Source organism: Paeniglutamicibacter cryotolerans (assembly GCF_014190875.1).
In the GTDB taxonomy this organism is placed as follows: Bacteria; Actinomycetota; Actinomycetes; order Actinomycetales; family Micrococcaceae; genus Paeniglutamicibacter; species Paeniglutamicibacter cryotolerans.
The window spans coordinates 2746479-2771839 of record NZ_JACHVS010000001.1 but is presented as its reverse complement, the minus strand read 5'-3'; the positions used below and the strand labels follow the sequence as shown (position 1 = coordinate 2771839).

At 66.5% G+C, this 25361-nt stretch carries 26 protein-coding genes; 8 read left to right on the top strand and 18 right to left on the bottom strand.

Annotated elements, in window-relative coordinates; genetic code table 11:
- Positions 1-387: a GntR family transcriptional regulator gene (locus E9229_RS12755; RefSeq protein WP_183511688.1), complete on the bottom strand. Its 387-nt coding sequence runs from the start codon at positions 385-387 to the stop codon at positions 1-3.
- A gap of 247 nt (positions 388-634) precedes the next feature.
- Here E9229_RS12755 and E9229_RS12750 point away from each other — a divergent pair, with 247 nt between their 5' ends.
- Together E9229_RS12750 and E9229_RS12745 are read left to right on the top strand one after the other, a co-directional pair.
- Complete coding sequence (locus E9229_RS12750) at positions 635-1306, top strand: VTT domain-containing protein (RefSeq protein ID WP_183512050.1); 672 nt, start codon at positions 635-637, stop codon at positions 1304-1306.
- A gap of 95 nt (positions 1307-1401) precedes the next feature.
- On the top strand, positions 1402-1689 hold the full coding sequence (locus tag E9229_RS12745) for a hypothetical protein (RefSeq protein WP_183511687.1): 288 nt from the start codon (positions 1402-1404) through the stop codon (positions 1687-1689).
- Positions 1690-1888: 199 nt separating this feature from the next.
- On the opposite strand, the gene E9229_RS12740 is transcribed toward E9229_RS12745, so the two are convergent.
- Positions 1889-2230, bottom strand: coding sequence for a cupin domain-containing protein (locus E9229_RS12740; protein WP_183511686.1), 342 nt, complete (start codon positions 2228-2230; stop codon positions 1889-1891).
- A gap of 550 nt (positions 2231-2780) precedes the next feature.
- On the opposite strand from E9229_RS12740, the gene acnA reads away from it, so the two are divergent.
- Positions 2781-5573: an aconitate hydratase gene (acnA, locus tag E9229_RS12735; RefSeq protein WP_183511685.1), complete on the top strand. Its 2793-nt coding sequence runs from the start codon at positions 2781-2783 to the stop codon at positions 5571-5573.
- Positions 5574-5586: 13 nt separating this feature from the next.
- Here the strand turns inward: acnA and E9229_RS12730 are convergent, their stop codons facing one another.
- From E9229_RS12730 to clpS, 7 genes are all read right to left on the bottom strand, one after another.
- The gene (locus tag E9229_RS12730) at positions 5587-6234 is read right to left on the bottom strand and encodes an AAA family ATPase (RefSeq protein ID WP_246380488.1); all 648 of its coding nucleotides are present in this window, start codon (positions 6232-6234) and stop codon (positions 5587-5589) included.
- A 172-nt stretch (positions 6235-6406) separates the two neighbouring features.
- Entirely contained in the window at positions 6407-7030 is a 624-nt protein-coding gene (gene rdgB, locus E9229_RS12725; RefSeq protein ID WP_183511684.1) for an RdgB/HAM1 family non-canonical purine NTP pyrophosphatase, read from the bottom strand.
- Positions 7027-7776 (bottom strand): ribonuclease PH, encoded by a 750-nt coding sequence (gene rph, locus E9229_RS12720; RefSeq protein ID WP_183511683.1) that lies wholly within the window; start codon positions 7774-7776, stop codon positions 7027-7029. The genes rdgB and rph overlap by 4 nt, the downstream gene beginning before the upstream one ends.
- Positions 7777-7825: 49 nt before the next feature.
- The gene (locus E9229_RS12715; protein WP_183511682.1) at positions 7826-8725 is read right to left on the bottom strand and encodes an MBL fold metallo-hydrolase; all 900 of its coding nucleotides are present in this window, start codon (positions 8723-8725) and stop codon (positions 7826-7828) included.
- Entirely contained in the window at positions 8722-9657 is a 936-nt protein-coding gene (gene murI / locus E9229_RS12710; RefSeq protein WP_183511680.1) for a glutamate racemase, read from the bottom strand. Before murI ends, E9229_RS12715 begins: the two co-directional genes overlap by 4 nt.
- A 65-nt stretch (positions 9658-9722) precedes the next feature.
- Entirely contained in the window at positions 9723-10292 is a 570-nt protein-coding gene (locus E9229_RS12705; protein WP_183511679.1) for a DUF2017 family protein, read from the bottom strand.
- Positions 10293-10297: 5 nt separating this feature from the next.
- On the bottom strand, positions 10298-10603 hold the full coding sequence (gene clpS, locus E9229_RS12700) for an ATP-dependent Clp protease adapter ClpS (RefSeq protein WP_183511678.1): 306 nt from the start codon (positions 10601-10603) through the stop codon (positions 10298-10300).
- Between the two features lie 148 nt (positions 10604-10751).
- On the opposite strand from clpS, the gene E9229_RS12695 reads away from it, so the two are divergent.
- Positions 10752-12065, top strand: coding sequence for a nicotinate phosphoribosyltransferase (locus E9229_RS12695; RefSeq protein WP_183511677.1), 1314 nt, complete (start codon positions 10752-10754; stop codon positions 12063-12065).
- Positions 12055-12663 (top strand): isochorismatase family protein, encoded by a 609-nt coding sequence (locus E9229_RS12690; protein WP_183511676.1) that lies wholly within the window; start codon positions 12055-12057, stop codon positions 12661-12663. The genes E9229_RS12695 and E9229_RS12690 overlap by 11 nt, the downstream gene beginning before the upstream one ends.
- Before the next feature lie 75 nt (positions 12664-12738).
- Here E9229_RS12690 and E9229_RS12685 read toward each other — a convergent pair whose 3' ends face one another.
- The 6 genes from E9229_RS12685 to E9229_RS12660 form a co-directional block, all read right to left on the bottom strand.
- Positions 12739-14538, bottom strand: a complete 1800-nt coding sequence (locus E9229_RS12685) for a DEAD/DEAH box helicase (RefSeq protein ID WP_246380487.1) — start codon at positions 14536-14538, stop codon at positions 12739-12741.
- An 80-nt stretch (positions 14539-14618) separates the two neighbouring features.
- Entirely contained in the window at positions 14619-14915 is a 297-nt protein-coding gene (locus tag E9229_RS12680) for a DUF3039 domain-containing protein (RefSeq protein ID WP_183511675.1), read from the bottom strand.
- Positions 14916-15008: 93 nt separating this feature from the next.
- The gene (locus tag E9229_RS12675) at positions 15009-16580 is read right to left on the bottom strand and encodes a transporter (protein ID WP_183511674.1); all 1572 of its coding nucleotides are present in this window, start codon (positions 16578-16580) and stop codon (positions 15009-15011) included.
- The gene (locus E9229_RS12670) at positions 16562-17344 is read right to left on the bottom strand and encodes an ABC transporter ATP-binding protein (protein WP_183511673.1); all 783 of its coding nucleotides are present in this window, start codon (positions 17342-17344) and stop codon (positions 16562-16564) included. The genes E9229_RS12675 and E9229_RS12670 overlap by 19 nt, the downstream gene beginning before the upstream one ends.
- 153 nt (positions 17345-17497) lie before the next feature.
- A complete protein-coding gene (locus E9229_RS12665) occupies positions 17498-18421 on the bottom strand; it encodes a co-chaperone YbbN (RefSeq protein WP_183511672.1) in 924 nt (307 codons plus the stop codon).
- A gap of 101 nt (positions 18422-18522) precedes the next feature.
- Positions 18523-20199 carry a hypothetical protein gene (locus E9229_RS12660; RefSeq protein ID WP_183511671.1) on the bottom strand — a complete coding sequence of 559 codons (1677 nt, stop codon included), beginning with the start codon at positions 20197-20199 and terminating at the stop codon, positions 18523-18525.
- Positions 20200-20409: 210 nt separating this feature from the next.
- On the opposite strand from E9229_RS12660, the gene E9229_RS12655 reads away from it, so the two are divergent.
- The gene (locus E9229_RS12655) at positions 20410-21699 is read left to right on the top strand and encodes an AI-2E family transporter (RefSeq protein ID WP_312855682.1); all 1290 of its coding nucleotides are present in this window, start codon (positions 20410-20412) and stop codon (positions 21697-21699) included.
- Positions 21700-21923: 224 nt separating this feature from the next.
- On the opposite strand, the gene E9229_RS12650 is transcribed toward E9229_RS12655, so the two are convergent.
- The 3 genes from E9229_RS12650 to E9229_RS12640 form a co-directional block, all read right to left on the bottom strand.
- Positions 21924-22124, bottom strand: a complete 201-nt coding sequence (locus E9229_RS12650; protein ID WP_183511670.1) for a hypothetical protein — start codon at positions 22122-22124, stop codon at positions 21924-21926.
- Between the two features lie 275 nt (positions 22125-22399).
- Positions 22400-22567: a hypothetical protein gene (locus E9229_RS12645; protein WP_183511669.1), complete on the bottom strand. Its 168-nt coding sequence runs from the start codon at positions 22565-22567 to the stop codon at positions 22400-22402.
- Between the two features lie 325 nt (positions 22568-22892).
- Positions 22893-23237 (bottom strand): hypothetical protein, encoded by a 345-nt coding sequence (locus E9229_RS12640; protein ID WP_183511667.1) that lies wholly within the window; start codon positions 23235-23237, stop codon positions 22893-22895.
- Positions 23238-23329: 92 nt separating this feature from the next.
- Here E9229_RS12640 and nucS point away from each other — a divergent pair, with 92 nt between their 5' ends.
- Both nucS and E9229_RS12630 read left to right on the top strand, forming a co-directional pair.
- Positions 23330-24025 carry an endonuclease NucS gene (gene nucS / locus E9229_RS12635; protein ID WP_183511666.1) on the top strand — a complete coding sequence of 232 codons (696 nt, stop codon included), beginning with the start codon at positions 23330-23332 and terminating at the stop codon, positions 24023-24025.
- 24 nt (positions 24026-24049) lie between these two features.
- Complete coding sequence (locus E9229_RS12630) at positions 24050-25294, top strand: N-acetylglucosamine-6-phosphate deacetylase (RefSeq protein WP_183511665.1); 1245 nt, start codon at positions 24050-24052, stop codon at positions 25292-25294.
- The last annotated feature ends 67 nt before the right edge of the window (positions 25295-25361 follow it).

Below are 25361 nucleotides of genomic sequence, written 5' to 3'. Positions count from 1 at the left end.
TCACGCTCCAGTGGTGGATTCGGTGGTGCTGCCCGAGGCTTTGAACATGGCGGTGAGCTGCTCGGTGCCGATGCCCAGCTTGCGCGCCTCGATGGCGGCCGGGGTGACGTAGCGCAGGATGAACTCCTCGCGCCTCCGGGCCAGCAGCCGCTCCCTGGCCCCGGGTGCGACGAACATGCCGATGCCGCGCCGCTTGTAGAGGATGCCGTCGTCGACCAACAGGTTCAGGCCCTTGGCCGCCGTGGCGGGATTGATCCGATAGAAGGAGGCGAACTCGTTGCTGGAGGGGGCCTGGGTCTCCTCGGCGAGCATTCCCTCGACGATGTCGTTTTCGATGAGGGAGGCTATCTGCTGGAAGATCGGAGTTGAATCCTCAAGCACCTGCATGTCCCCTGACTGCCGAGGACGAGCCGGCCAATCCGTCAGTTACCTCGTTAGCTGGTTCATTACTCATGTAACTAAGCTAGGTCGGGGAACTGCCCGCGTCAAGACCCTCTGCCGCACCGTTTTCGCCCGTCACCGCGGCTGGCAAGGTGCTGAGAGTTCTGACACGAGAGCCTCCCCCGGCGTCCAGGGCCCTCGGACGTGCCTTAAGATCAGATGCGTGACTATCGACGTGATCCATCAAGCCTCCATGGCCCTTGGCGCCATTCAGCCGCCCACGGCCAGCTTCCTGCCCGACTGGCTGAACCCGGACGTGTTCCTGCGCAACGCGGACCTTGGACCCTGGATCATCCTGCTGGTCTGCGGCATCGTCTTCGCCGAAACCGGATTGCTGGTCGGGTTCTTCCTGCCCGGGGACTCCATGCTCTTCACCGCGGGACTGCTGGTGGCCACCGGCGCCATCGACGTATCTCTGCCGCTGTTCGCACTGTGCGTCTTCGTCGCCGCATTCGCCGGGGACCAGACCGGATACCTGATCGGGCGCAAGGCCGGCCCCACTGTCTTCAACAAGCCCGATTCGCGCTTCTTCCGCAAGGAATATGTGGACAAGGCCCACGCGTTCTTCGAGCGCTTCGGCGGCCGCGCGGTGATCCTGGCCCGTTTCGTGCCGATCGTGCGCACCTTCGTTCCGGTGATCGCCGGCGTCGCCCACATGAAGTACCGCACGTTCGTGGTGTTCAACTTGATCGGCGCCCTGCTCTGGGGGGTCGGAGTGACGCTGCTTGGCTTCTGGCTCGGCCAGTTCGCGTGGGTCGGGGACAACATCGACCTCATCTTCATCGTCATCGTGCTGATCTCGTTGATCCCGATCGGCATCGAGCTGCTCAAGGCGACCCTTTCGAAGAACAGCAAGAAGGCCTGAGCACAGGCAAAAGCCATGCGGCGGCCCGCATCCGGATCCCGGGATGTGGGCCGCACCTTTAAGCAGCTGCGCCGCAGCATGGATGCGCTGGATGCATGATTGATGCAGCGATCACGACACGCCTGCTGATCAGGTTGTCCTGCGGCCATGCGGGAACCGTGCTCTGGCTGTCCGACCCGGTGGAGTACTCCGATTCCCGGCTCAGCCCCGAACGCGTTGAAGCCCTCGAGCGCTGGGAGGGCGGCGGCGGTTATACTTCCGGCGCCCAGGCCCTGGCCGAGCGGGTGGCAGTCGAGGTCGGCAACTGCTACGAGGTCGGCTACGCGCGCTTCAGGGGCGGCATACCATCAACTCGGGCCCATTCCCGGCCACCAACAAGCTAGCTGCGGCAGCCTTCGAGGCACTGGCGGATGCCGCCCGGCTGGCCACAGCGGGATTCGAAGCAGCCGGTGACGCCTCCGGACCGGCAGATGGTACGCCTACGCGCCATTGAGCGGTGCAGTCTTCGATGCCCGGCACTCCCGGCACTGGGCCCGTCCGCGCACCTAGCCTGTTCAGGACGGTAGCGTCGGCCCGGTGGCCTCAAGCCACCCGGTCGGATTTGGCGACAGTCAGCAGCATGGTGGAATCCTCCACTGCATGGATCGAGGATGAACCCGGCGGGATCACTAACAGGTCCCCCACCCGGGCCTCCCATTTCTGCTCGTCCGCGACCAGCCTGATCCGCCCCGCCAGCACCATCACCGTGGCTTCCCCGGGATTCACATGCTCCGAGAGGGAGCGCCCGGATGCCAACGCGATGACGGTTTGGCGCAGCACGTGCTCGTGGCCTCCGAAAACCGTACTGGCACTGCGGCCACTGGATGCCCGGCGTGCATCATCCAGGTGATGCTTCGCCAGCGCCGTCAACGAAAACTTCTTCATGTTCAAAGCCCCCTGGATGATCTTCCTAGAGCCAAGAATCGCGCCAATTCAGGCAGCGGTCAAGCTTCCGCCGGTTCCCGCCCGCCGCACTGCCGAGGCCCTGCCATGTTCAAACCATCGTTGCCGCGATAGCTTGATAAGTGAGGCTGGCCTCATGACGGGACCGGCTTCGGACAACAGCGTGGAGGAAAGAACCATGTAACCGATCACCGGAAAGATCCTGCTGAACGCCGACCCCAAGCCGGACGCGCATTAGCGATCATGGTGGCCCGCTAGAGCATTGGCGCGACCCATCCCCCTGCGCTAGTTCGCAAGGAATTGCGGCCCGGCGATTCACGCAACGCTGATTCGCGGACCATCCCCGCTCATGTCGTGGCCAACGAATTCGCCAGGATCGCCGCGGCAAGCACCTGTCGACTCCGGTGTGGCGGCGCCGCATGGCTGTAGATTCCTGTAGCCATGCATCTAACATCACACGGGCGAACGGCACGGCGGGCAGGGTGAAGCCCCCGTGGATCAACGCCCCGGCATCGATCCACGGGAGAACACGATGAAGAGCAATAGTTTCAACGCAAAAGACCACATCACCGTCGATGACAAGCGCTATGAGATCTACCGGATCGGCAGGGTCGCCGGCTCGGACCGGCTGCCCTACAGCCTGAAGGTGCTGCTGGAAAACCTGTTGCGCAACGAGGACGGCCGACTGGTCACCCAGGACCAAATCAGGGCATTGGCAGGCTGGGACCCTGCATCCGCGCAGAACCCCGAAATCCAATACACCCCAGCCCGGGTGCTGATGCAGGACTTCACCGGCGTGCCCTGTGTCGTGGATCTGGTGGCAATGCGCGATGCCATGACCGAACTGGGCGGGGATGCCCGCAAGGTCAACCCGCAGATCCCCGCCGAACTGGTCATCGACCACTCCGTGATCGCCGATGTCTTCGGCACCGGCAACGCCTTTGCGCGCAATGCCGAGTACGAGTTCCAGCGCAACCAGGAGCGCTACCAGCTGCTGCGCTGGGCCCAGCAATCCTTCGACGATTTCCTGGTGGTCCCGCCGGACACCGGGATCTGCCACCAGGTGAACCTCGAATACCTCTCCCGGGTCGTCTTCACCCGAAAGGGACCCGACGGCGAGCAGGCCTACCCCGACACCCTGGTCGGCACCGATTCGCATACGCCCATGGTCAACGGGCTGGGCGTGCTGGGCTGGGGCGTGGGCGGGATCGAAGCCGAGGCGGCAATGCTCGGCCAGCCCATGAGCATGCTGATCCCGCAGGTGCTCGGGCTCAAGCTCACCGGCGAACTGCCCGAGGGCACCACGGCCACCGACTTGGTGCTGACCGTGGCCGAACTGCTGCGCAAGATTCGCGTCGTGGGTAAATTCGTTGACTTTTTCGGCCCCGGGGTGGCAAATGTTCCGCTAGCCACCCGAGCCACCCTGGGAAACATGAGCCCCGAATATGGTTCCACCGGTTCATTGTTCCCGATCGACGCCGAAACCCTGGACTATTTGGCCCTTACCGGGCGCTCCGAACACCACATCCGGCTGGTCGAGGCCTATGCCAGGGAGCAGGGGCTCTGGCACGACCCGGAGCATGTGCCGGACTACAGCCAAATCGTGGAACTGGACCTGGGCACCGTGGTGTCCTCCATTGCCGGGCCCAAGCGCCCACAGGACAGGATCCCGCTCAAGGCGGCCCAGCAGGCCGTCCGGCGGCTGCTGGCCGGCTATCCGCAAGACGAGGCCGTCGCCGCGTCACTCGATGAGGCCGGGGATGAATCGTTCCCGGCCAGCGACCCGGTGGCCATCAGCACCGGCAGCGAACGCGACGTTCCCCCGCATGGGTTCTCCGGCGAGCCGCCGGTGACCAGCTGGCCCTCGGACCCGGTAGAGCTCGTCCTCGACGGGACCCCGGCCAGCCTCGACCACGGGGATGTGGTCATTGCCGCGATCACTTCCTGCACCAACACCTCCAACCCGCAGGTGATGATCGGGGCGGCGCTTCTGGCCAAGAAAGCGGTGGAAAAGGGCTTGCGTTCCAAGCCGTGGGTGAAGACCACGCTGGCTCCGGGCTCCCGGGTGGTCACCGACTACTGCGACCGGTCCGGGCTCACTCCGTATCTCGAGGCGTTGGGTTTCAACCTGGTCGGCTACGGCTGCACGACCTGCATCGGCAACTCCGGCCCGCTGATCCCCGAGGTCAGCGCAGCGGTAAACGCGAACGACCTGACGGTGGCCTCGGTGCTCTCGGGCAACCGGAACTTCGAGGGCCGGATCCATGGGGAAGTGAAGATGAATTTCCTGGCCTCCCCGCCGCTGGTGATCGCCTATGCGCTAGCCGGGACGATGCATGCTGACCTGCTCAAAGACCCGCTGGGACAGGATACCGGCGGGAATCCGGTGTATCTGCGCGATATCTGGCCGAGCAGCGCGGAGATCAAGGAGGTCGTCGATGCGAACCTTGAGGCCTCGATGTTCACCCACGGGTACGCCGATGTCTACGCCGGGGACGAGAACTGGCGCTCGATGGCGATCCCGGAGGGCGACCGCTTCACGTGGGACCCCGCCTCCACTTACGTGCAGCGCCCGCCGTATTTCGACGGGGTCGGGCCCGCGCCAACGGATCTTGCTGACATCACCGGAGCGAGGGTGTTGGCCCATCTGGGCGACTCGGTGACCACCGACCACATTTCACCTGCCGGATCCATCAGGAAGGACTCCCCGGCAGGGGAATACCTGGTGTCGTTGGGCGTGGATCCGCGGGACTTCAACTCCTACGGTTCGCGGCGTGGCAACCACCATGTCATGATCCGAGGAACCTTCGCCAATGTGCGCTTGCGTAACAAGCTGGTCCCGGGCGTGGAAGGCGGATTCACCCGCTACCTGCCCGATGGGTCCCGACGAAGCATTTTCGATGCCGCCCAGCGCTACCGTCAGGACGGGACGCCGCTGGTGATCTTGGCCGGGTCTGACTACGGCTCCGGTTCATCGCGCGACTGGGCGGCCAAGGGCACCCTGTTACTCGGTGTCAAGGCCGTGCTGGCCACCTCCTTCGAGCGGATCCACCGTTCCAACCTGATCGGGATGGGGGTATTGCCGCTGCAGTTCAAAGCCGGCGACTCTGCCGAATCCCTCGGGCTCACGGGCGAGGAAACCTTCTCCATCACCGGGCTGGCCGGGGTGGGGGCACTGCCGAAGGACGTTCTCGTGCTTGTTGAATCACCGGCCGGTTCGCGGAAAATCACCGTCGATGTCCGCATCGACACACCGGCGGAAGAGGCCTATTACAAGCATGGCGGCATCCTTCAATACGTCCTGCGCCAGCTGCTTGAGTCCTGAGCAGGGCAGCTGGCTACAGGTGGCGCAGGAAGCGCTGCGGGGCATCGAGGAAGGAGCGCCAGCCCTGGACCAGGTCCAGTTCCGCCCGCTGGCGTTCACGCAGGCGCCGGTCGCCGACCTCGTGGCCCCGGGTACCGGGCAGGGCCGCCAGGATCGGCGAATGGGTGCAGGGGATCACCTGTGAATCGCCCAGCCCGATCAGGTCCTTCAACACCCCGAGCAGCGCCAGGCAACCAGGGAAGGAGAGCGCTGAAGCGGGCTCTTCGAGGATCCACGGGCCACCGCCGCGGAACTTTCCCGCGGCGGTTTCGAGGAAGGATTCGCCGTGGGACATCTCCTGGAATGCCAGGTCGGGGCCTGCGGGGTTGTCCTCCAGGTAGCTGAAGCAGCCATGCATGGTTTCGGCCCGCAGGAAGTAGCCGTAGCGGGTGGTTCCCGGATTTCGTTCCAGGCACAGGTGGCGGTGCAGTCCGGACCCGGTGTCCCGAGTCGCGTGCATGGCGCCGGTGGATCCGCCCTCGGCGCTCAATCCGCAGGCCTGCGCGATGGCCTCCACCCTGGTCGACTTGCCCGATCCGTTCGCGCCCACCAGCACCGTGGCCCGTCCCGGCTCCGGGCCGCGTTCGAGCAGCTGCGCCACCGGGGCGAGGGTGCCGGCCATATTCCGGGCGGGGCCGGATCAGGCGGGTTCGCTCCGACCCGGCACAGGGGCGTCTCACCGGGCGTCATGGCTCCATCCGTGCACCCCGCACCGGCATCCGAAGTGCCCAGGGCATGAAAGGACGGCATGGCCTGCGGTTTCCCACTTCCATGCCGCCCTGAACTCAAGCGAGTCACATACCGAGTTCGGCGATGATGCGCGGCAGCAGTGCCCGGAAGGCAGTGCCGCGGTGGCTGATCGCGTTCTTCTCGGCGCTCTCCAGCTCGGCACAGCTGCGGTCCAGGCCCGCCGGAAGCAGAATCGGGTCGTAGCCGAAACCGCCATCGCCGCGCGGGGCGGTGAGCAGCGTGCCCCTCAGGTGCCCGAGTTCGACGACCTCGGAGCCTGCGGGTGTGGCCAGCGCGGCCGCACACACGAACGACGCACCACGGTGTTCGGGGGCGATGTCGCAGAGCTGGGCCAGCAGGAGGTCGAGGTTCGCCGCATCGTCGCCGTGGCGCCCTGCCCAGCGCGCGGAGAAGATGCCCGGCGCGCCGCCAAGCACGTCCACGGCCAGCCCGGAGTCGTCGGCGATGGCCAGCAGGCCGGTGGCCTTCGCTACTGCATGGGCCTTGAGCAGCGCGTTGGCGGCGAACGTGGTGCCGGTTTCAGCGACATCCGGGGCTCCGGCGGCAGCGGCATCGATCACTTGCGTGTCGACGTCCAGGCCCGGGACCTGTCCGCGCAGCAGCTCGCGCAGCTCCTTCAACTTGCCCTGATTGTGGGTGGCGAGCACCAGCCGGGGGGCTGCGCTCATGCGCCGAGGGTTTCGCGCTGGATCCGGGCGAGCTCGGTGGTGCCGACAAGTGCCAGGTCAAGCAGTGCATCGAGCTCGGTGCGGTTGAACGGTGCACCCTCGGCCGTGCCCTGGACCTCGACGAAGTCGCCGGAGCCGGTCACCACGACGTTCATGTCGGTTTCGGCACGGACGTCCTCGACGTAGGGCAGGTCGAGCATCGGGGTGCCGTCGATGATGCCCACTGAGATCGCGGCCACCGAGTCGGTCAGCACGGTGGCGTTGGCCTTGATCAGTTTCTGCGACTTGGCCCAGGCGATGGCATCGGCCAGTGCCACGTAGGCACCGGTGATGGCAGCAGTGCGCGTGCCGCCGTCGGCCTGGAGCACGTCGCAGTCGAGCACGATGGTGTTTTCGCCCAGTGCCTTGGTGTCGATGACCGAGCGCAGCGAGCGGCCGATCAGGCGCGAGATCTCGTGGGTGCGCCCACCGATCTTTCCCTTGACCGATTCGCGGCCGTTGCGGGTGTTGGTGGCACGCGGCAGCATGGCATATTCTGCGGTAACCCAACCCGTGCCCTCGCCCTTGAGCCAGCGCGGGACCCCGGCGGTGAACGATGCGGTGCACAGCACCCGGGTGTTGCCGAATTCGATGAGGGCCGAACCCTCGGCCTGCTGGGACCAGCCGCGGGTGATGGTTACGTCGCGGAGCTGGTCGGTGGAGCGGCCGTCGGCGCGCGTTGCTGCTGAAGTCGATGCTGAAGTCATGGCTTCAAGTCTAGTCGGCATCGGCACGCCCACAGCCTTTGCGCTTCCGCTACGTGGACGCGACGCCGGGCCATTCGCGGTTCGGAGCCGGACGCACGATCGAGACCGGTGCCGTCGGCAGCGACTTCGGGGTGCCCAGCTGGGATCCGGACCAGACGCCGTAGGTCACGCCGGACACGGCCACCGCGATGCCCCCGGAGTACACTTCCTTCGCCTCGTTCACCACCGTATTGATGTCTGTCCACACCGGGATGTGGGTCAGCAGCAGGCGCTCGGCACCGGCCTGCGTCGCTGCGATGCCGGCGCGCTTGCCGGTGAGGTGCACGCCGTTGATGCCGTCATCGCGGCCCTCCTCGAAGGCCGCTTCGCAGAGGAACATGTCCGAATCCAGTGCGGCTTCGATGAGCCCGTCGCAGGAGTCGGTGTCCCCCGAGTAGGTCAGCACCGAGGTACGCAGCGTGCCGTCGACCATGGGCTCGGTGGCTTCCACGCGCAGCGCGTAGGCCTCCTCGATGGGGTGCAGCACGGGAACCGGGGTGATCTTGAACGGGCCAAGGTGCACCGGTTCGCGCGGGACCCAGTGCTGGAAGTCGTAGTCCTCGTGCATGCCCGGATCCAGCGGCAGCCCATAGGCGGTGGCGATGCGGTCCGCCGTGGCTTCCGGACCCCAGACCAGCATCCGGTCCCTGTTCCAGCCGTTCGGGTCCCAGTGAATGGCCACGTGCATCCCGCACAAATCCATGCAGTGGTCCGGGTGCAGGTGCGAGATGAAGATGCCGTCCAGGTCCTTGATGTCGACGTAGCGCTGCAGCACGCCGAGCGCGCCGGAGCCCATGTCGAGCAGGATCTTCCAGTCGCGTTCACCGTCGAACGCCGTGACCAGGTAGCAGGAGGCCGGGGAGCCGGGGCCGGGGAAGGAACCGGTACAGCCGATGATGGTCAGCTTCATGACACGCTCGCTTGTGCTTGGGCCATCATTTCCGGGGTGATCCGCGGAAACGAGCCGGTGGGATAGTGGGCGGCCACGTGGGCGACGTGCTCCACGGAGAGCACCTCGGGACCCAGGAAGCGGCGGGCCAGGACCTCGAAGGAGGCGGCGTCGCCGGTGGCGATGAATTGGTGTTCGGGGGTGCCGGTGCCCGCGCGGGCCAGGTCGTGGCGCAACAGGGCGCGGTACACGTCCTTGGCCGTTTCCTCGGCGCTGGAGACCAGGGTGACATCGTCGCCCATGACATAGGAGATGACGCCGGTCAGCAGCGGGTAGTGGGTGCAGCCCAGCACCAGCGTGTCGACCCCGGCCGCCTTCAGCGGGGCCAGGTAGGCCTCCGCGGTTTGAAGCAGTTCGGGTCCGGCGGTGATGCCGTGTTCGACGAACTCGACGAAGCGCGGGCAGGCGGCGGAATGAATCGAGAGGTGCGGGGCCGCGGCGAAGGCGTCCTCGTAGGCGCGGGATCCGATGGTGGCTTCGGTGCCGATGACACCGATCTTCCCGTTGCGGGTCGCGGATACCGCGCGCCGCACGGCCGGCTGGATGACCTCGACCACGGGGATCCCGTAGCGGGCCGTGTAGCGTTCGCGGGCATCGCGCAGGACGGCGGCGGAGGCCGAATTGCAGGCGATGACCAGCAGCTTGACCCCGGAATCGACCAGTTCGTCCATCACGCCCAGGGCATTGGCCCGCACCTGCGCTATGGGCAGCGGACCGTACGGCGAGTTGGCCGTGTCCCCCACGTACATGGTGGATTCGTGGGGCAGCTGGTCGATGATGGCGCGCGAGACGGTCAGTCCCCCTACCCCGGAATCGAAGATGCCCAGTGGAGCCTCGGCCCGGGGTGTGGGTGAGGCGGTCCGGTTCCGGCGCACCTGTGCAGCACTAGTCATGATTTATCGAGACTACTGCGTTTCGGGGGGTTCAACGAATGACGTCGGGCACATTGTCGGCCAGGTCACAGCGAAAGCGCCAGCGCCTGCATCAGCGATTCCTGGAACCAGGTGACGAAGTTGTAGACCAGGGCCAGGTAATCGTCGGTGGTTTCGGCCTTCGACCAGTCGTCCTGGGCATGGATCGCCTCGGCGTCCTCCTCGGTCTCCAGGCTCAGGCGCTGGGCCAGCACCAGGCGCACGTCGTTGAGTGCCGCGGCGAAGCGCGGTGCCGCTGCGATGTCCAGCAATAGCGCGCGCGATTCGACGGCGAGCGCGGCCTCGCGCAGCGCCCCGAGCTTGCGTTCGCGCAGCGTGCGTTCGGTCAGCCGGCGGAACTCCAGCGACGCGGCGGCGTCGTCCGGGTTGGCATCGGGCAGCAGGCGCTTGACGGCGCGGTCGGATGGAGGGGCGAAATCAGCGCGGTGCGCGTCGGGATCCAGTCCCACCATGGCCCAGAGCGGGTCCTCGTCCTTGCGTCGCTCGGGCTCCAGCAACGTGATGACGTCCTGGAAGAGGCCGCGCAACAGCTGCCGTTCGGCCTTGTCAAGCTGTGCGCTCAGCCCGCGGGGGGTGTATTTGAAAGCCCGTGCCATGCCCCTCAGCTCGCATCCGCGCGCTGGAGCGTGGCCCACAACCCGTAGGTATGCATCGCCGTCACGTCGGCTTCGATCTTCTCGCGGCTGCCGGTGGAGACCACCGAGCGTCCCTGCTGGTGCACCTCCATCATCAGCGTGTCGGCCTTGGCCGCGCTGAAGCCGAAATGGGAACGGAAGACATAGCTCACATAGCTCATCAGGTTCACCGGGTCGTTCCAGACGATCAGGACATACGGAACGGCGGTTTCCTGGAGCAGGCCCAGATCCTCGACGGGGAGCACGTCGGGGGTGGCTGTAATGACGGACATGTAACCATTCTACGACGCACCGCCGACACCGGGCAGCCGGCGGGCAGAGGCCGGGGACTAGAGTGGGACGGGTAAGCGAACGCCCCTCCACCGGGACAGCGGCCCTGCGCCGCCCGGCGGGCACGACATCCCTTCAGGAGCCCCACCGATGTGGCAGCAGCCCACCTCCCTCTTTACCGACCACTACGAGCTGACCATGTTGCAGGCCTCACTGCATTCGGGCACGGCGCACCGCCCCTCGGTGTTCGAGGCCTTCGCCCGGCGCTTGCCCGATGGCCGGCGTTACGGCGTGGTGGCCGGCACCGGACGCATCCTGGAAGGCATTAAGCACTTCCGCTTCTCCCCCGCCCAGCTTGGGTTCCTCGCCTCCACCCGCGTCGTGGACCAGCTCACGCTGGACTACCTGGCGGACTTCAGCTTTAGCGGCAACATCTATGGCTACGCCGAGGGCGAGATCTATTTCCCGAACTCGCCGGTGCTGATCGTGGAGTCCACGTTCGCGGAGGCCTGCGTGCTGGAGACGTTCATCCTCTCGGTGCTGAACCACGATTCTGCCATCGCCTCCGCCGCCTCGCGCATGATCGCCGCCGCCGGCACCCGCCCCTGCATCGAGATGGGCTCCCGCCGCACCCAGGAGGAATCGGCCGTCGCCGCGGCCCGTGCCGCGCTGATCGCCGGTTTCGATTCCACCTCCAACCTGGAGGCCGGGATGCGCTACGGGCTGAAGACCGTCGGCACGGCGGCGCACTCCTTCATGTTGCTGCACGATTCCGAGCGCGCGGCCTTCGAGGCGCAGGTCGCCTCGTTGGGAGCCGACACGACGCTGCTGGTCGACACGTACGATGTCGAAACCGGGGTGCGCACCGCGGTGGAGGCCGCCGGACCCGAGCTCGGCGCCGTCCGGCTGGACTCCGGCGACCTGGTCGAACAGGCCCGCTGGGTGCGGACGCTGCTCGATGACCTGGGCAACGAGAACACCCACATCGTGGTCACCAGCGATCTCGACGAATATGCCATCGGCGCCCTGGCTTCGGCCCCCGTCGACGCGTACGGCGTGGGCACCTCGCTGGTCACCGGTTCGGGCGCCCCGACCGCGTCGATGGTCTACAAGCTGGTAAGCCGCCAGAACGATGCCGGCGAATTCATCGACGTTGCCAAGGCCGCGGAGAACAAGGTCAGCATTGGCGGGCGCAAGTTCGCCCTGCGCCGGCTCAACGAGCGCGGCCGCGCCACCACCGAGGTCATCGGCATCGGCGAACCGCCGGCATCCGACGGCAACGACCGCACGTTGCTGCACCACTTCGTGGCCGATGGCGTGCTGGCACCGGGCTGGATAGGGGCCGAAGGCGTCGCCCGGGCCACCCAACGCCACAAGGACTCGATCGCCGAGATGCCGGGCATGGCCCGCCGGCTCCAGCGCGGGGAGCCGGTCATCCCGACGGAGTTCACCCATGGACGCTAGCGAGCGCGCGCTGCTCATCATCGACGTGCAAAACGACTTCTGCGAGCACGGCGCCCTGGCAGTGGCCGGCGGTGCGGCAGTCGCGGCGGGCATAGCCACGGATCTCGCCGTGCGCTCGGCGGACTACGGGCACATCGCGACCACCCAGGACTGGCACATCGACCCGGGCACGCATTTTTCCGACACCCCCGATTTCATCGACTCCTGGCCGGTGCACTGCGTGGCCGGGACGCCGGGGGCCGATTTCCACCCGGGCCTCTCCCCGGCGCTCGGGCACGTCGGCGCGCGGTTCCGCAAGGGCCGCTTCGCCGCAGCCTACTCGGGCTTCGAGGCCCGGCTGGCCGCCGACGGCGAGGCAAGTGATTCCGAATCAGGCATGCTGCTCGGGGACTGGCTGCGCACAGCAGGTGTCACCTCGGTGGACATCGTGGGCATCGCGACGGACTTCTGCGTACGTGCCACGGCACTGGATGCAGTGGCCCAGGGACTGGATACCACGGTGATCCTGCCGCTGAGCGCCGCTGTGCACCCGCAATCCGTTGCCGAAGTCGTGGCCGGGCTGCAGGACGCCAGGGTCACAGTGCTGACACTGGGCTGATTGCTCTCCGGGAAGAACGCCGCACAAGGCACCGCTCCCGTCCCGCATCCGCGCGGGGACATGGCCGTGCAACAGCTACTTGCGCCCGATGAACCAGTTCTGCAGCTTCGCCAGCCGCGAGGTGAGCTGGTCCGCGTTGGCCTGGGCCACGGCCGGGCCGCCGCAGGCCGCGCGCAGGGAGGTGTGGATGACACCGTGCGGGGTCCCGGTGCGTGCGCTCCACGCAGCGACGTTCTTGGAGAGCTGGGTGCGCAGCTCCATGAGCTGGCGGTGGTCGATGACCGACGGCTCCGGTTCGGCCGTCTGGCGTGAGGACTTCTGCTTCGTGACGGCCTTGGCCTGGTGCTGGCGCAGCAACACGCCGACCTGCTCGGCGTCCAACAGCCCGGGGATGCCCAGGAAATCCAGCTCCTCCTCGGAACCCGCCGCACCGCCGGTGCCGAATTCGCCGCCGTCGAAAAGCACCCGGTCGAAGGAAGCCTGCGAGTGCAGGGCCTCGAACTTCTGCTTGTTCAGCTCATCCGAGGCCTTGTCCTCGCGATTCGCCTCGGCCATGAGCGCTTCTTCGGGCACGAAGTCGGGGTCCTCGAGGTGCTTTTCCGGACGGTCCAGTGCATGGTCGCGCTCGAGCTCCATCTGGTTCGCCAGTTCCATGAGGATCGGCACCGAGGGCAGGAACACGCTGGCCACCTCGCCGCGGCGCCGAGAGCGCACGTAGCGTCCGATCGCCTGGGCGAAGAACAACGGGGTCGCTGTCGATGTCGCGTAGACGCCGACGCACAGCCGGGGCACGTCCACGCCTTCGGACACCATGCGCACGGCGACCATCCAGCGTGCATCCCCGTCGGAGAACTCCTCGATCTTTTCCGAGGCCTTGGCATCGTCGGAGAGGATCACCGTGATGTCCTGCCCGGTGATGGCCTTCAGCTGCGCCGCATAGGCGCGGGCGTCCTCGTGGTCGGTGGCGATCACCAGCGCGCCGGCATCGGGCACGGTGCGGCGGACCTCGGTCAGCCGCTTGTCGGCAGCGGCCAGCACCGAGGGGATCCAGTCGCCGGCCGGGTCCAGCGCGGTGCGCCAGGCGTGGGCGGTGATGTCCTTGGTGAAGCCCTCGCCGAGCTGGGCCTCCATTTCTTCCCCGGAGCTGGTCTTCCAGCGCATGTGCCCGGAGTACGCCATGAACAGCACCGGGCGCACCACATGGTCCTTCAGCGCGTTGCCATAGCCGTAGGTGTAGTCGGCCTTGGAGCGGCGGATGCCGGCCGAATCCTCGACGTAGTCCACGAACGGGATGGAAGCGGTATCGGAACGGAAGGGGGTGCCGGTGAGCGCGAGCCGGCGGGCTGCCGGTTCAAAGGCCTCGCGGATGCCTTCTCCCCAACTCAGCGCGTCTCCGCCATGGTGGATCTCATCCAGGATCACCAGCGTGCGGGCCGCTTCGGTCTTGGCGCGGTGCAGCAGCGGCTTGGAAGCGACCTGCGCGTACGTCACGGCGACGCCGATGTAGCCGGCTCCGTGGCGCCCGTCGGAGTTCTTGAAGTTCGGGTCGATCGAGAGCCCGATGCGTGCCGCGGCATCTGCCCACTGGCGTTTGAGGTGCTCGGTGGGACAGACAATGGTGATCCGGTTGATGGTTCCGGCCTCGACCAGCATTGCAGCCACGCGCAGCGCGAACGTGGTCTTGCCGGCACCCGGGGTTGCCACCGCCAGGAAATCCTGCGGCGAGTCGCTGAAGTACTTGGTCAGCGCCTCGGACTGCCATTGGCGCAGTTTCGTCACGGTGCCCCAGGCGGCCCGTTCCGGGTACGCCGGCGGCAGCTTGTCTTCCATCGGCAGCTTCTCGCCGATGCTGAAGAGCGTATCGCTCACGGGCATGCCTCCTTAAGGGCTAGCGGTGGCACGCGCCGCGAGGGCACGCCAAAGGCAGGTGGAACTGCAGGAAGTGAAAACGGCGGTTACTTCTTATCCGACTTGTCGCCGCCGCCGGTGAGTCCCTCGTAGATGGACTTGCAGTCCGGGCACACCGGGAATTTGTTCGGGTCCCGGCCCGGAACCCAGACCTTGCCGCACAGGGCGATGACCGGGTCTCCGCTGAGCGCCGATTCCATGATCTTTTCCTTGCGCACGTAGTGGGCAAAGCGCTCCCTGTCGCCGGCCTCGAGTTCCTGGGCGAGCTCAGTGCGCTCGATGGTGGCTGTACCGCCACCGGGCGTCGAGGGGTCATGGTGGAAAGGATCTGGGGGCAGGCTCATGGCACCCAGTCTAACAAGCCGCACACGAGCGCGCAGTGACGTAGGCGGCGCGCCGGGTCCCGCCGGTCCCGACACGCCGTGCTACCGGGCAGCTCAGCGGTTGACCATCGTGGCCTGCATCAGCTCCGGCATCCGCGAGTCGAGCCAGCGCCCACCCAGGCGGATGCCGAGGACCATCAGCACCGCTCCCAGCACCCCACCGGTGGCCAGCACCAGCCAACCGAACAACGCGTTGCCGGTGATCAGGAATGCCACCATCAAGCCGATTTCCGGAAGCATCAGCAGGCCCATGATGCCGAAGGTGGCGAACTGCACCAGCGCCATGCGCGCTCCGGCGCCAGGAGGCGTCTTGAACGGGCTCTCCCCCGGCATCGGCACGGCATAGGTGAAGCGCGCCGATGCCACTGACGAAACGCCGAACCCGGTGCACAGGGCCCCGAGCGAGAGCCCGAGCAGCCCGGGAAGCAGATCGGGCCGACCGGAGAGCACCGGGGGCAGCACGGTGGCCAGCAGCACCACGGGAACGGCGAGCAGCGCACAGGCCACCACGCGACCGGCGCGGTCCGCCATCCCGCGCACCCCGGATGTCACGTGCAGCGCGAAGGCCGTTGAATCGTAGGAAACGTCGGCCGAAATGCTGAAGGCCATCAGCACGGCGATGATCGGGCCGACGTACATCAGCAGACCGTAGCTCTCGGTCTGGCTGCCGATGAACCAGAACATCACCGGCAGCAGCGGAACTATCACGATGCTCGCCGCATAGCGCGGGTCCTTGAGCCAGTAGATCAGGGCGCGGGCAGCCACGGCGCCCCACGGTGCGGCCGGGAAGCGGGCGAAGGCACCCAGGCCCTTGGCGCCCTTGCCGCCGGATGCCACCGCCGGCGGATTCTCCAGCGCCCTGAACAGCAGCAGCTGCCAGAGCCAGACCACCGCGGCGAGGTAGCCCAGTGAAAGCACGAAGCGCAGGGCGCCGATGCCCCAGGCACCTGCGGCGATGTCGGCCGGCACCGCGGCGAAGGAGCCCAGCGGCGTCCAGCCCAGCACGGCCGCAAGCTTGGGCAGCCAGCCCAGCGCCTGCTCGAAGCCGTTGCCGAGTCCGGTCAGGATCGGGCCCAGCAGGAACAGCGGGATGATCAGCAGCACGCCGGCGATATCGCGGAAGCGCCGGTTGGAGGTCAGCGCCGTGGCGGCGGTGGTGCTCAGCCTGGCCGCTGCCAAGCACAGCACTGCCGCGAGCACGCCGCAGGTCAGCGCCGCTGCTGCTGCTGCGGGCGAACTGCGCCAGGCCAGCGCCTGCGCGCTGAACAGCAGCAGCGTGAGCAGGCCGGGTATGCCAATGAACCCGCCGAGCAGCAGGCCGATGACCAGCTGCCTGCGGTCGAGCGTGAACGTCACGAAGCGCGAAGGATCGAGCGTTGAATCAACGCCGAAGGCCAGCACCGGGACCAGCGTCCAGCCCAGCAGCATCGCCGACACGGCAAGTGTCAGCACCATCGAGGTGAAGGCCGGCCCCTCGTTACCCAGGAAGAACAGTCCGGCAACGAGCAGCACCACGACGCCCAGCGCGTACAGACCGCCGATGATGAATCCGACCAGTTGCCAGGGGCTGCGTTTGAAGCCGTTACGCAGCAGGCGCCATTTCAGGGCTAGGAGGTGTGCAACCACGAGAGCCCCTCGTTCGTTCCGCGCCCGCCCACGAGCGAGACGAAGCGGTCTTCGAGTGATTCGCCGGCGCGCACCTCGTCCACCGTCCCTGCGGCAAGCAGGTTGCCGCCGGCAATGACCGCCACGTGGGTGCACATGCGCTGGACCAGGTCCATCACGTGCGAGGAGACGATGACCGTGCCGCCGTGCCCGACGTAGTCGCTGAGGATGTCGCGGATGTTTGCCGCGGAGACCGGATCGACCGCCTCGAACGGCTCATCGAGCACCAGCACGCGGGGGGAATGGATCAGCGCGGTGGCCAAGGCGATCTTCTTCGTCATGCCCGCCGAGTAGTCCACGACGAGCTTGTCCGCCGCCTCCTGCAGGTCAAGCACGCGCAGCAGGTCCTCGGTACGCGTCGCAACAGTCTCGCGGTCCATGCCGCGCAGCAGCCCGGAGTAGGTCACCAGCTGGCGCCCCGAGAGCCGGTCGAACAGGCGCACCCCGTCTGCGAGCACGCCCAGGGAGGACTTGGCCTTCAGCGGTTCGCTCCACACGTCCACCCCGTGGATGGCCACCGTACCCGCGTCGGGGCGCAACAGCCCCGTGGCCATGGACAGCGTGGTGGTCTTGCCGGCGCCATTGGGTCCTACGAGCCCGAAGAACGAACCGGAGGGGACATCGAGGCTGATCCCGTTGACCGCGATCTTGTCGCCGAAGCGCTTGCCCAGGCCCCTGATGGACAGCGCCGGCGCAGGCGGGGATGTGACGTGTTCACTACTCATGCAATGAACGTAGCATCGGCCGGTGCCGCAGCGGATCATCCTTCGGGAGTAATCCGGGGATCGACCTTTAGCTGAGACGGCACGGGGCCCCGGCCGTCCGCAACGGACAACCGGGGCGCCGCGGCCCGGCCGGCTCGGGTCTAGAACTCGGGCCTAGAACAGGACGCGGGCCAGCTTCTGCCGGGAGGCGACGACGCGTTCGTCGGTGGTCCCGGTGACGGAATAGAGCTCGATGAGGCGGCCCCGCGCAGCTTCCTTCTCCTCGCCGGCGCTGCGCCCGATGAACGAGACCAGCCGGGCGAAGGCATCCTCCACGTGGCCGCCGAGCATGTCCAAGTCGGCAACGGCCAACTGGGCCTGGAGGTCATCCGGATCGGCGGCCGCCGCGGCGCGGGCCACGTTCAGGTCGGCGCCGGCGGTGCGCTGCTGGAGCTGCACCCGGGCCAGTCCCACAGCCGCATCGTCGTCGTTCGGCTTTTCGGCAAGCGCCTTGCGGTAGGCGGCCTCGGCTCCGTCCAAGTCCCCCGCCGCGAGGGCGTCGAGGGCTGCCTGGTGCAGCGGCGGCAGCGGTGCCGGCAGGTCCGCCGGGGTGCCCGGTGCCGGAATCGGCTGGGCTTCTCCGACCACACCGTTCTGCAGGGCCAAGCCCTGGAGTTCGTCGAGCAGCGAGTCGATGTGCTCCGGCTCGACCATGCCCTGGAACATCGGTACCGGCTGTCCGTTGATCAGCGCGACGACGGCCGGGACCTGGGTGACCCGGAAGGCCTGCGCAATGGCGGCTTCCGCCTCCGCGTCGACCGTGGCCAGCACGAACTTGCCGCCGCGGGCGTTCACGGCCCGGGCCAGCAGGCCATCCAGCTGCAGCGACACGTCGGAACGCGGGCCGCCCAGGGACACCACGACGGGCACCTGTTGGGAAAGGGCAACGATCTCGGGGAAGTTCTGCGTATTTGCCGTGCGCACCCAGGCCGGTCCGGTCGGGTAGTCGTCGACGGGTTCCGGTGCATGGTGCTGCAGTGAAGTCAGGTCAATCGCCCCGCGGGACGAAGGGGCGGTGGGTTCAGGCAGGCTCGTCATGACTCTACTTTATGCCGTATGACCCCGGCTGCACGAAAAAGCGTCCGCCACCGCACGCCGTGGTGGCTGCGGGGGCGGACGCCGAGGGGCCCTTCAGGGCCCTACTTCTTGAGCTGGGCACCCAGCGTGATCGATTCCACGGCCACCAGCCGGATCTTGTCCGCGCTACCGGCTGCCGGGACGTATAGCAGCATCGACTCGCCGTAGGAGACCACGATGCCCTTGTCGGTCTCCTTGACCCCGGTGATCTTGGAGGTGATCGAGTCGAGGACCACCTTGCCTCCGAGCTCCTTCGGGGTGACGGTGGTGGTGCTGGTCAGCTGGCCCATGACCACCGCGCCGCCGTCGGGCGCCGAGAGCACCATGGTGTCGGCCGGAATCACTGTGCGATCGAACTTCACCACGGCGTTTTTCGCATTTGCCTTGGCCAGTGCAGCCTGTTCGGTGGCGTTGATCTTGATGTAAGGGTTATCGGCAAAGTCGGCCTTTTCCTTGGCCTTGTCGTTATCCAGCACGTTGGCCAGCTGGGTCAGGGCGACCTCGGGGCTGGTTTTCAGCGTCTTGTCCCCCGGTTTCAGGCTCTGCACGGCGGAATCACCGACACCGATGCCCGGGAATGTGGCTCCGGCCAGCATGGCCGGGGCAGAGACCAGCTTGTAGTTGTCCCACGGGGTCTTCTGAGTCAGCGCCAGGACCGAGGGGATGGTCTCCGGGTTGTTGTCCTTGGCGGTGACGATCATGATGTTGCGCGGGAAATCGGTGCTGGTGGTGACAGCGGCCGAACGGATCACATCAACGGAGAACGGCGTGGCCACGCGGACCTTCACCCCGTCAGAAAGCAGCTTGTAGTTCGCTTTGCGCAGGCGCAGCGCCCCACCGGCGGCACGGTAGCCCAGTGTCTTGGCGTCGCGCTTCTTGTCGGACTCGCTCACCGTGGTCGACACCGAATCAAGGATGCGCTTGAGCTGTTCGGGCATCAGCACCGGGTACGAGGTGGCGGTACCGCCGTCGACGACCGATACAGCGGCGCCAACAGCCAAGGCCGGAGACGCGGGCAGCACCAAGAGCGACAGGGCCGTGGCGCCGGCGGCAAGGCGTTTGGCCGTGCCGTTTCCGCTGCCTTCCGTCTGGCCGCGGGATTCGCGGCGCGGGGAATCGAGCATCGCCCGGCTGGCGGTGCCCTTGCCGCGGCCGCGGGTCAGCAGCCCGGCGAGGCCAAGTAGGACCAGCAGGGAGCCAACGACGATCAGCGGCATCGAGAAGGGGGTGTCCGTGTTTCCGGCCCAGGAGACGGTGACGTTGGTCGGCGCATCGGCTTTCCCGTTGGCAGCAAGAAGCAGGGACCAGTTCCCGTCGTCCGGGGCGCTCCAGCGGTAGGTCATGGTGTCTTTGGCCGTCTCCGAGCCGTAGAAGAGGTCGGCACCGGCGGGATTGGGGCTGGTGGCCTTGCCGGGCGTCGATTCGGCGTCGAGCACCAGGTTTGACTTATCCACGCCACGGATGGTGGTGTGGGCGGACCCGTCCACCCAGGCGTTGACGTCCTCGGCCCGGCCCAGCGAGGCGCTGAAGGTGCCCTTGGACTCGATCGTCAGCTGTACCGGCGTATCACTGGCCGATACGACGCCGGACTCGATCACCGTGAGCGGGGATCCTTTCGGAGCCTGCGCAATCGAGGCGGTCAACGTCTCGGGCGGCGCCCAGATGGTTCGCTGCCCGACGCCCAGCAGTAGGGCGACGAGGCCCACGACGACTGCAATCGCGGAGAAGAACTTACGCACAAAAACACCTAACGGAGGGGGTCGTGAAACGGCCTGGAGCATGTCCGCCGCGCGAAAAACGGCGGCAGGTCATGCTTCCATAGTAACGAAGGGCCCCGGGAGGACGTTCCCGAATGTGGTCATCGACACCCGGAGTCAATCGCCACACCAAACCGCTGTGTCCCCGCGCGGCAGCTATGGGATCGTGGCTCCAAGCAATAGGCTCGAACAGTGAGTACCAACAGCGGAAGTTCAAAGCCGGGCGACGATGCCCCGGATTCCGAGCCGGCTTCGGAATCGCCCGAGACCGGCCCGGACTCGAATCACCAAGCCGGTTCTGCCCCGGTTCGGACCCGTAGTTTGTGGCAACGGCTCACCGGCGGTCTCCCCACGGCCTTCACCACCCGGGTCCGTCCCCCGGCAAACTTCGGCTTCCCCCCGGAACCGGACGATGCCGACTCCACGACCGTGGCAGCCATGGCCCGCCAACCGATGCACCCGGTCCAGCTCGGCTTCCTCTTTGCCGTCGGAGTCGGATTGGCGCTACTGGGCTACTACCTGCTGACAAACGTCGGACAATTGTTGATATGGATAGCGGTGGCCCTGTTCATTGCGCTGGGCCTGGACCCGATCGTTCGCTTCTTCGAACGCCGCGGGGCCAAACGCGCGGTCGGGGTGCTGATTACAATGGCGCTGGCTTTGGCAGTACTCGGCGGATTCTTCGCGACGATCATCCCGCAGATCGCCTCGCAGACTTCTTCGTTCATTGACAAGGCCCCGGGCTTCGTGGATTCGTTCCTGCACTCCGAGTTCTTCATGAATATCGATAAGCAATTCCACGTTAGCCAGCGCCTGCAAACGGAGATAGGCAAGTTCTTCTCCGATTCCGGGGCCGTAGGCGGGATCTTCGGCGGTGTACTGGGAGTGGGCTCGGTCATCGCCCAGAGCATGTTCGGCACACTGACCATCACGGTATTGGCCATTTATTTCTTGGCTTCGATGCCCTCGATCAAGTCCTTCGCCTACCGGCTGGCACCGCGTTCTTCACGGCATCGGGTCCAGGTCCTGGCCGAGGAGATCACCAACTCGGTGGGCAACTACGTGATGGGCCAGGCCTTCGTGGCACTGCTCAATGCGACGTACGCATTCATCGTGATGACCATCGTCGGCGTCCCCTTCTCGGTGCTTCTGTCACTGGTGGTGGCGCTCCTGGCCTTCGTGCCGCTGGTCGGCGCGGTCATAGCCGGCATCCTGGTCTCGCTGATCGCCTTGACGGTGGGTTGGCAGACAGCTGTCATTTACGCGATCTGCTACTTCGCCTACCTGCAATTTGAGGCCTATTTCGTTTCGCCACGGGTCATGCAGAAGGCCGTGGCCGTACCTGGTGCAGTGGCAGTGATCTCGGTGATTGCCGGTGGAACGCTGCTGGGGATTGCCGGTGCGCTGATGGCCATTCCGATGGCAGCGGCTGTCATGCTCCTGCTGCGCGAGGTTTTCATTACCCGGCAGGACCAGCGCTAACCGCTCGGTCCGTCCCGGTGCCACCGGGTCTCCGCTGCGCTACCGCAAGCGCATCAGCAGCAGATCCAGGAGGCCGCGGGCAGCGATCCGCCTTTACACTGCCTCAGTACTTTCAGCGCCCTGGCCGTTGCCACGTGCCCGCCTGGCCCGAGTAGCTGGTCAGACCGAAGCGCAGGTTTACCGTGGCGTCCCGGAGCTTGGTCTTCCCGGTGTTCGGCCAGGCCTCAGGGATCACCGCAGCCGGCCGATGTCCACCGCGCTAAACGCTTCGCCGTTGCCCCCTCATCGAAAAGCGTGGCCTTGCTTTCCTTGTCCGGCCTCTTGAATACCAGTCCCGCGTTGTCTTTGCCGGTCTTGCCGCGCGCCAGCTTCCGTCCGTTGGTTCTGTGGCGGCGTTCCTGGTGCAACTCAACGCGGGCTGCCATCTGGTTCCGGGGCTGCAGCAAGCCGGGCTATCGGGCGGGCACCCGGCACCAGCCCCGTCATGGACGCACCCATTCAGGTCCGCACCACACCCTTGCGGGAGGGCGGGCTTCGTCGTCAATTCATCCTGACCAAGGAACGTGCAGCTGCCCGCTTCCTTGCCGGTCTTCAGCTCCGCGGTGAATCTCCTGGCGTCAGTAGCCCGCAGAAGGCCACAGACGCCGAACGGATCAGCGCATGGCGACCGCTGCGCACCGGCACTGGTACGCCGGGCAGTTCACCCCAGATGCGTCGGACACCGGATCACGACTGGCCCGATGGAAATACCCCTCGGGTGGGAGTCGAAGTTTTCACGTTCCGCCTTCGCCAGGCCCTGGGCAGCGGCCAGGGCCTTCTTCCGGTTCGAGGCCGCTGGGTCCTTCAAGGCCGGAAAATTAATGCTCATGACCGGATTTTCAGGATCGGTGCTCCGGCATTTCTCCGTCCTGACCGATGATTGCCAGCACCTTGGGGTGGGCTGCGGAACCACGGAGCGCCACCCGTAGGGCCCTGGGCGGAGCCGCTGCCGCGGCCGGTGCGAAAGCCACGCTGCCGAGGGGCAGGTTCCCCGATGCATGCATGACGCTGGCTTTCCCCCTCTGCCGCACACCCGAAAAGCCGCCGGATTGCTCTTGCGTTGCCCCCTCGGTCCGGCACATCGACGCAGGATTATTGCGGTTCGGGCCTCGGCACGCTGGCCCGTGGAGGAACCGCACAGCAAGCACCGGGCCTCAGTAGCGGTAGCTGCGTGACTTCCAGCAGTTCGAGTGCCAATGTCGACGTGCATTGGCCGAGGCCACTTCGCCCGACCAGTGGTCCGAGCGCCAGGCCACAATGTGTTCCACCCCGGAGGGGATCTGGTGCCCGCACCCCGGGCACTTATAGGCCTTAGCGGCGTTGACAGGCGAGATCCTGCGCACATGCCACTGGCCATCCGGGGCATCCTGTAACTGGGGAACACCGAAGCGCGTGCGCTCGAGCGGGAGCTCCTCCCCCGGGGGCTTGGTCCACTTGTTGGCGCGGCCGCCACGGGTGGCTGGCGCGGCGGAACGGCGCGGGCGATTCGAACGGGACATACCTTAATTCTGCCCCACTGCCCGACCTGCCAAGGACAGCCGATCCAACAGCCGGTCCGGACGACCCTGCCCGAAACGGTAGAGTGCACGTTGTGCGTTTAGTTATTGCCCGCTGCTCCGTTGATTACGAGGGCCGCCTGCGGGCCCACCTGCCCCTTGCCACCCGACTGCTGATGGTCAAGGCCGACGGCTCGGTCTTGATCCACTCCGACGGCGGATCCTACAAGCCGCTGAACTGGATGAGCCCCCCTGCCGTCATGCGCGTCGTCGAGCCCGACGAGGAACAGCGCGAGGCCGGCATCACCGCCCTATGGCACGTGCAGCACTCGAAGTCAGACGACCGCCTAGTGGTGCAGATCTACGAGGTCGAGCACGAGTCGCAGCACAATCTGGGCATCGACCCTGGACTGATCAAGGACGGCGTGGAATCGGACCTGCAGCGACTGCTCGCCGAACAGATCCACCTGCTCGGCGACGGCTTCCGGCTGGTGCGCCGCGAATTCATGACGGCCATCGGCCCGGTGGACATCCTGGCCCGCGACGCCAAGGGCTCGGCCGTGGCCATCGAGCTCAAGCGCCGAGGCGACATCGACGGCGTGGAACAGCTCACCCGCTATTTGGAACTGCTCAACCGCGATCCACTGCTGGCTCCGGTCCGTGGCGTCTTCGCCGCACAGCAGATCAAACCGCAGGCGCGCACACTGGCCACGGACCGGGGCATCGAGTGCCTGGTCTTGGACTACGATGCCATGCGCGGCGTGGACGACAGCGATTCCCGACTCTTCTAGCCCGCCACGCCATAAGATGGAACCATGACTTCCATCACCCCAGCACTCCGATTCGCCCTTGCCGGCCGCGTCATCAGCGACGGAAGACTCAAGGAGGACTCGGTGATCGCCGTCGAGGGGCACCGCATTACCTTCGCCGGAAACCCCACCGAATTCGCGTTTTGGGATCAGCGCAGCGATTACGAGCTGACCCGGCTTCCCGAGGGGTACACCATCGTGCCCGGGCTGATCGACCTGCATTGCCATGGCGCCGTCGGCGGGGACTTCCCCGGCGGAACGGCCCAAGAGATCCGGTCAGCCATCGACTTCCTCCATGCCTCGGGAACCACCACGCTGCTGGCCTCCCTGGTCACAGCGGACCGCAGCAAAATGCTGGAACAGGCGGCGCTTTTGGCCGGCTTCTGCGAATCCGGAGATCTGGCGGGCATCCATTCCGAGGGCCCCTTCCTTTCGCACGCACGCTGCGGGGCCCAGGATCCCGCGTTCCTCTCGGACCCGGACCCGGACTTCGTCGATGAGCTCATCGGTGCGGCTCAGGGCCAGCTGCGTACGATGACCTACGCCCCCGAGCTGGCCGGTTCCGAGGCACTGGTGGAGCAGTTGGCATCCCAGGGCGTGGTGCCGTCGCTGGGTCATACCGACGCCGATGCCGCGACGGTCACGGACTCGCTGAACCTCGCCCGCGAGGAACTGGCATCGGCCGGCTTCGACGGCTTCACCGAGAACCCCACCATCACCCACCTCTTCAACGGCATGCCCCCGCTGCACCACCGCTCCCCCGGGCCAGTGGGGGCCTGCCTGGAACTCGCAGTCGCTGGACACGTCATCGTGGAGCTCATCGCCGACGGCACCCATCTGGCGCCGGACATGGTCCGCACCCTCTTCAGCCTCATCGGCGCCCGCTCCATCGCCCTGGTCACCGATTCGATGGCGGCAGCCGGCCTGCGCGACGGGTCCTACGAGCTGGGACCGGCCCAGGTCACAGTGCTCAACGGGGAGGCCCGCCTGACCTCCAACGGCGCCCTGGCCGGCGGCACGGCAACGATGCTGCAGGTGGTGCAGAGAACCGTTGCGGCAGGAGTACCGCTGCACGATGCGATTGCCTCGGCAACGGCCGTTCCGGCCTCGGTTCTCGGACTCTCCGATGAGGCAGGCCGCCTGCACCAGGGCTTCGTCGCCGACCTGCTGGTCCTCAATGAGGACCTCGGCCTCGAGCGCACCTACCGGCGGGGCGTCTTGCTGGGGAAACCCCCTGAAAGAAATCTTTGACACATACGTTGACCTAGGTCACAGCCATATGTGATGCTGGACGCAGTCTTTGTTTTGGTGTTTAGCG

Bases quoted from the DNA above. Each gene is read 5' to 3' on its own strand.
- E9229_RS12640 (WP_183511667.1), bottom strand. From the start codon at position 23,237: ATGTCCCGTTCGAATCGCCCGCGCCGTTCCGCCGCGCCAGCCACCCGT.
- E9229_RS12750 (WP_183512050.1), top strand. From the start codon at position 635: ATGGCCCTTGGCGCCATTCAGCCGCCCACGGCCAGCTTCCTGCCCGAC.
- E9229_RS12740 (WP_183511686.1), bottom strand. From the start codon at position 2,230: ATGAAGAAGTTTTCGTTGACGGCGCTGGCGAAGCATCACCTGGATGAT.
- E9229_RS12685 (WP_246380487.1), bottom strand. From the start codon at position 14,538: ATGCCCGTGAGCGATACGCTCTTCAGCATCGGCGAGAAGCTGCCGATG.
- E9229_RS12715 (WP_183511682.1), bottom strand. From the start codon at position 8,725: ATGAAGCTGACCATCATCGGCTGTACCGGTTCCTTCCCCGGCCCCGGC.
- acnA (WP_183511685.1), top strand. From the start codon at position 2,781: ATGAAGAGCAATAGTTTCAACGCAAAAGACCACATCACCGTCGATGAC.
- rdgB (WP_183511684.1), bottom strand. From the start codon at position 7,030: ATGAGCGCAGCCCCCCGGCTGGTGCTCGCCACCCACAATCAGGGCAAG.
- murI (WP_183511680.1), bottom strand. From the start codon at position 9,657: ATGACTAGTGCTGCACAGGTGCGCCGGAACCGGACCGCCTCACCCACA.
- rph (WP_183511683.1), bottom strand. From the start codon at position 7,776: ATGACTTCAGCATCGACTTCAGCAGCAACGCGCGCCGACGGCCGCTCC.
- E9229_RS12650 (WP_183511670.1), bottom strand. From the start codon at position 22,124: ATGGCAGCCCGCGTTGAGTTGCACCAGGAACGCCGCCACAGAACCAAC.
- E9229_RS12680 (WP_183511675.1), bottom strand. From the start codon at position 14,915: ATGAGCCTGCCCCCAGATCCTTTCCACCATGACCCCTCGACGCCCGGT.
- E9229_RS12755 (WP_183511688.1), bottom strand. From the start codon at position 387: ATGCAGGTGCTTGAGGATTCAACTCCGATCTTCCAGCAGATAGCCTCC.
- E9229_RS12730 (WP_246380488.1), bottom strand. From the start codon at position 6,234: ATGGCCGGCACCCTCGCCCCGGTGGCGCAGCTGCTCGAACGCGGCCCG.
- clpS (WP_183511678.1), bottom strand. From the start codon at position 10,603: ATGTCCGTCATTACAGCCACCCCCGACGTGCTCCCCGTCGAGGATCTG.
- E9229_RS12745 (WP_183511687.1), top strand. From the start codon at position 1,402: ATGATTGATGCAGCGATCACGACACGCCTGCTGATCAGGTTGTCCTGC.
- E9229_RS12705 (WP_183511679.1), bottom strand. From the start codon at position 10,292: ATGGCACGGGCTTTCAAATACACCCCCCGCGGGCTGAGCGCACAGCTT.
- E9229_RS12690 (WP_183511676.1), top strand. From the start codon at position 12,055: ATGGACGCTAGCGAGCGCGCGCTGCTCATCATCGACGTGCAAAACGAC.
- E9229_RS12665 (WP_183511672.1), bottom strand. From the start codon at position 18,421: ATGACGAGCCTGCCTGAACCCACCGCCCCTTCGTCCCGCGGGGCGATT.
- E9229_RS12630 (WP_183511665.1), top strand. From the start codon at position 24,050: ATGACTTCCATCACCCCAGCACTCCGATTCGCCCTTGCCGGCCGCGTC.
- E9229_RS12695 (WP_183511677.1), top strand. From the start codon at position 10,752: ATGTGGCAGCAGCCCACCTCCCTCTTTACCGACCACTACGAGCTGACC.
- E9229_RS12645 (WP_183511669.1), bottom strand. From the start codon at position 22,567: ATGAGCATTAATTTTCCGGCCTTGAAGGACCCAGCGGCCTCGAACCGG.
- E9229_RS12670 (WP_183511673.1), bottom strand. From the start codon at position 17,344: ATGAGTAGTGAACACGTCACATCCCCGCCTGCGCCGGCGCTGTCCATC.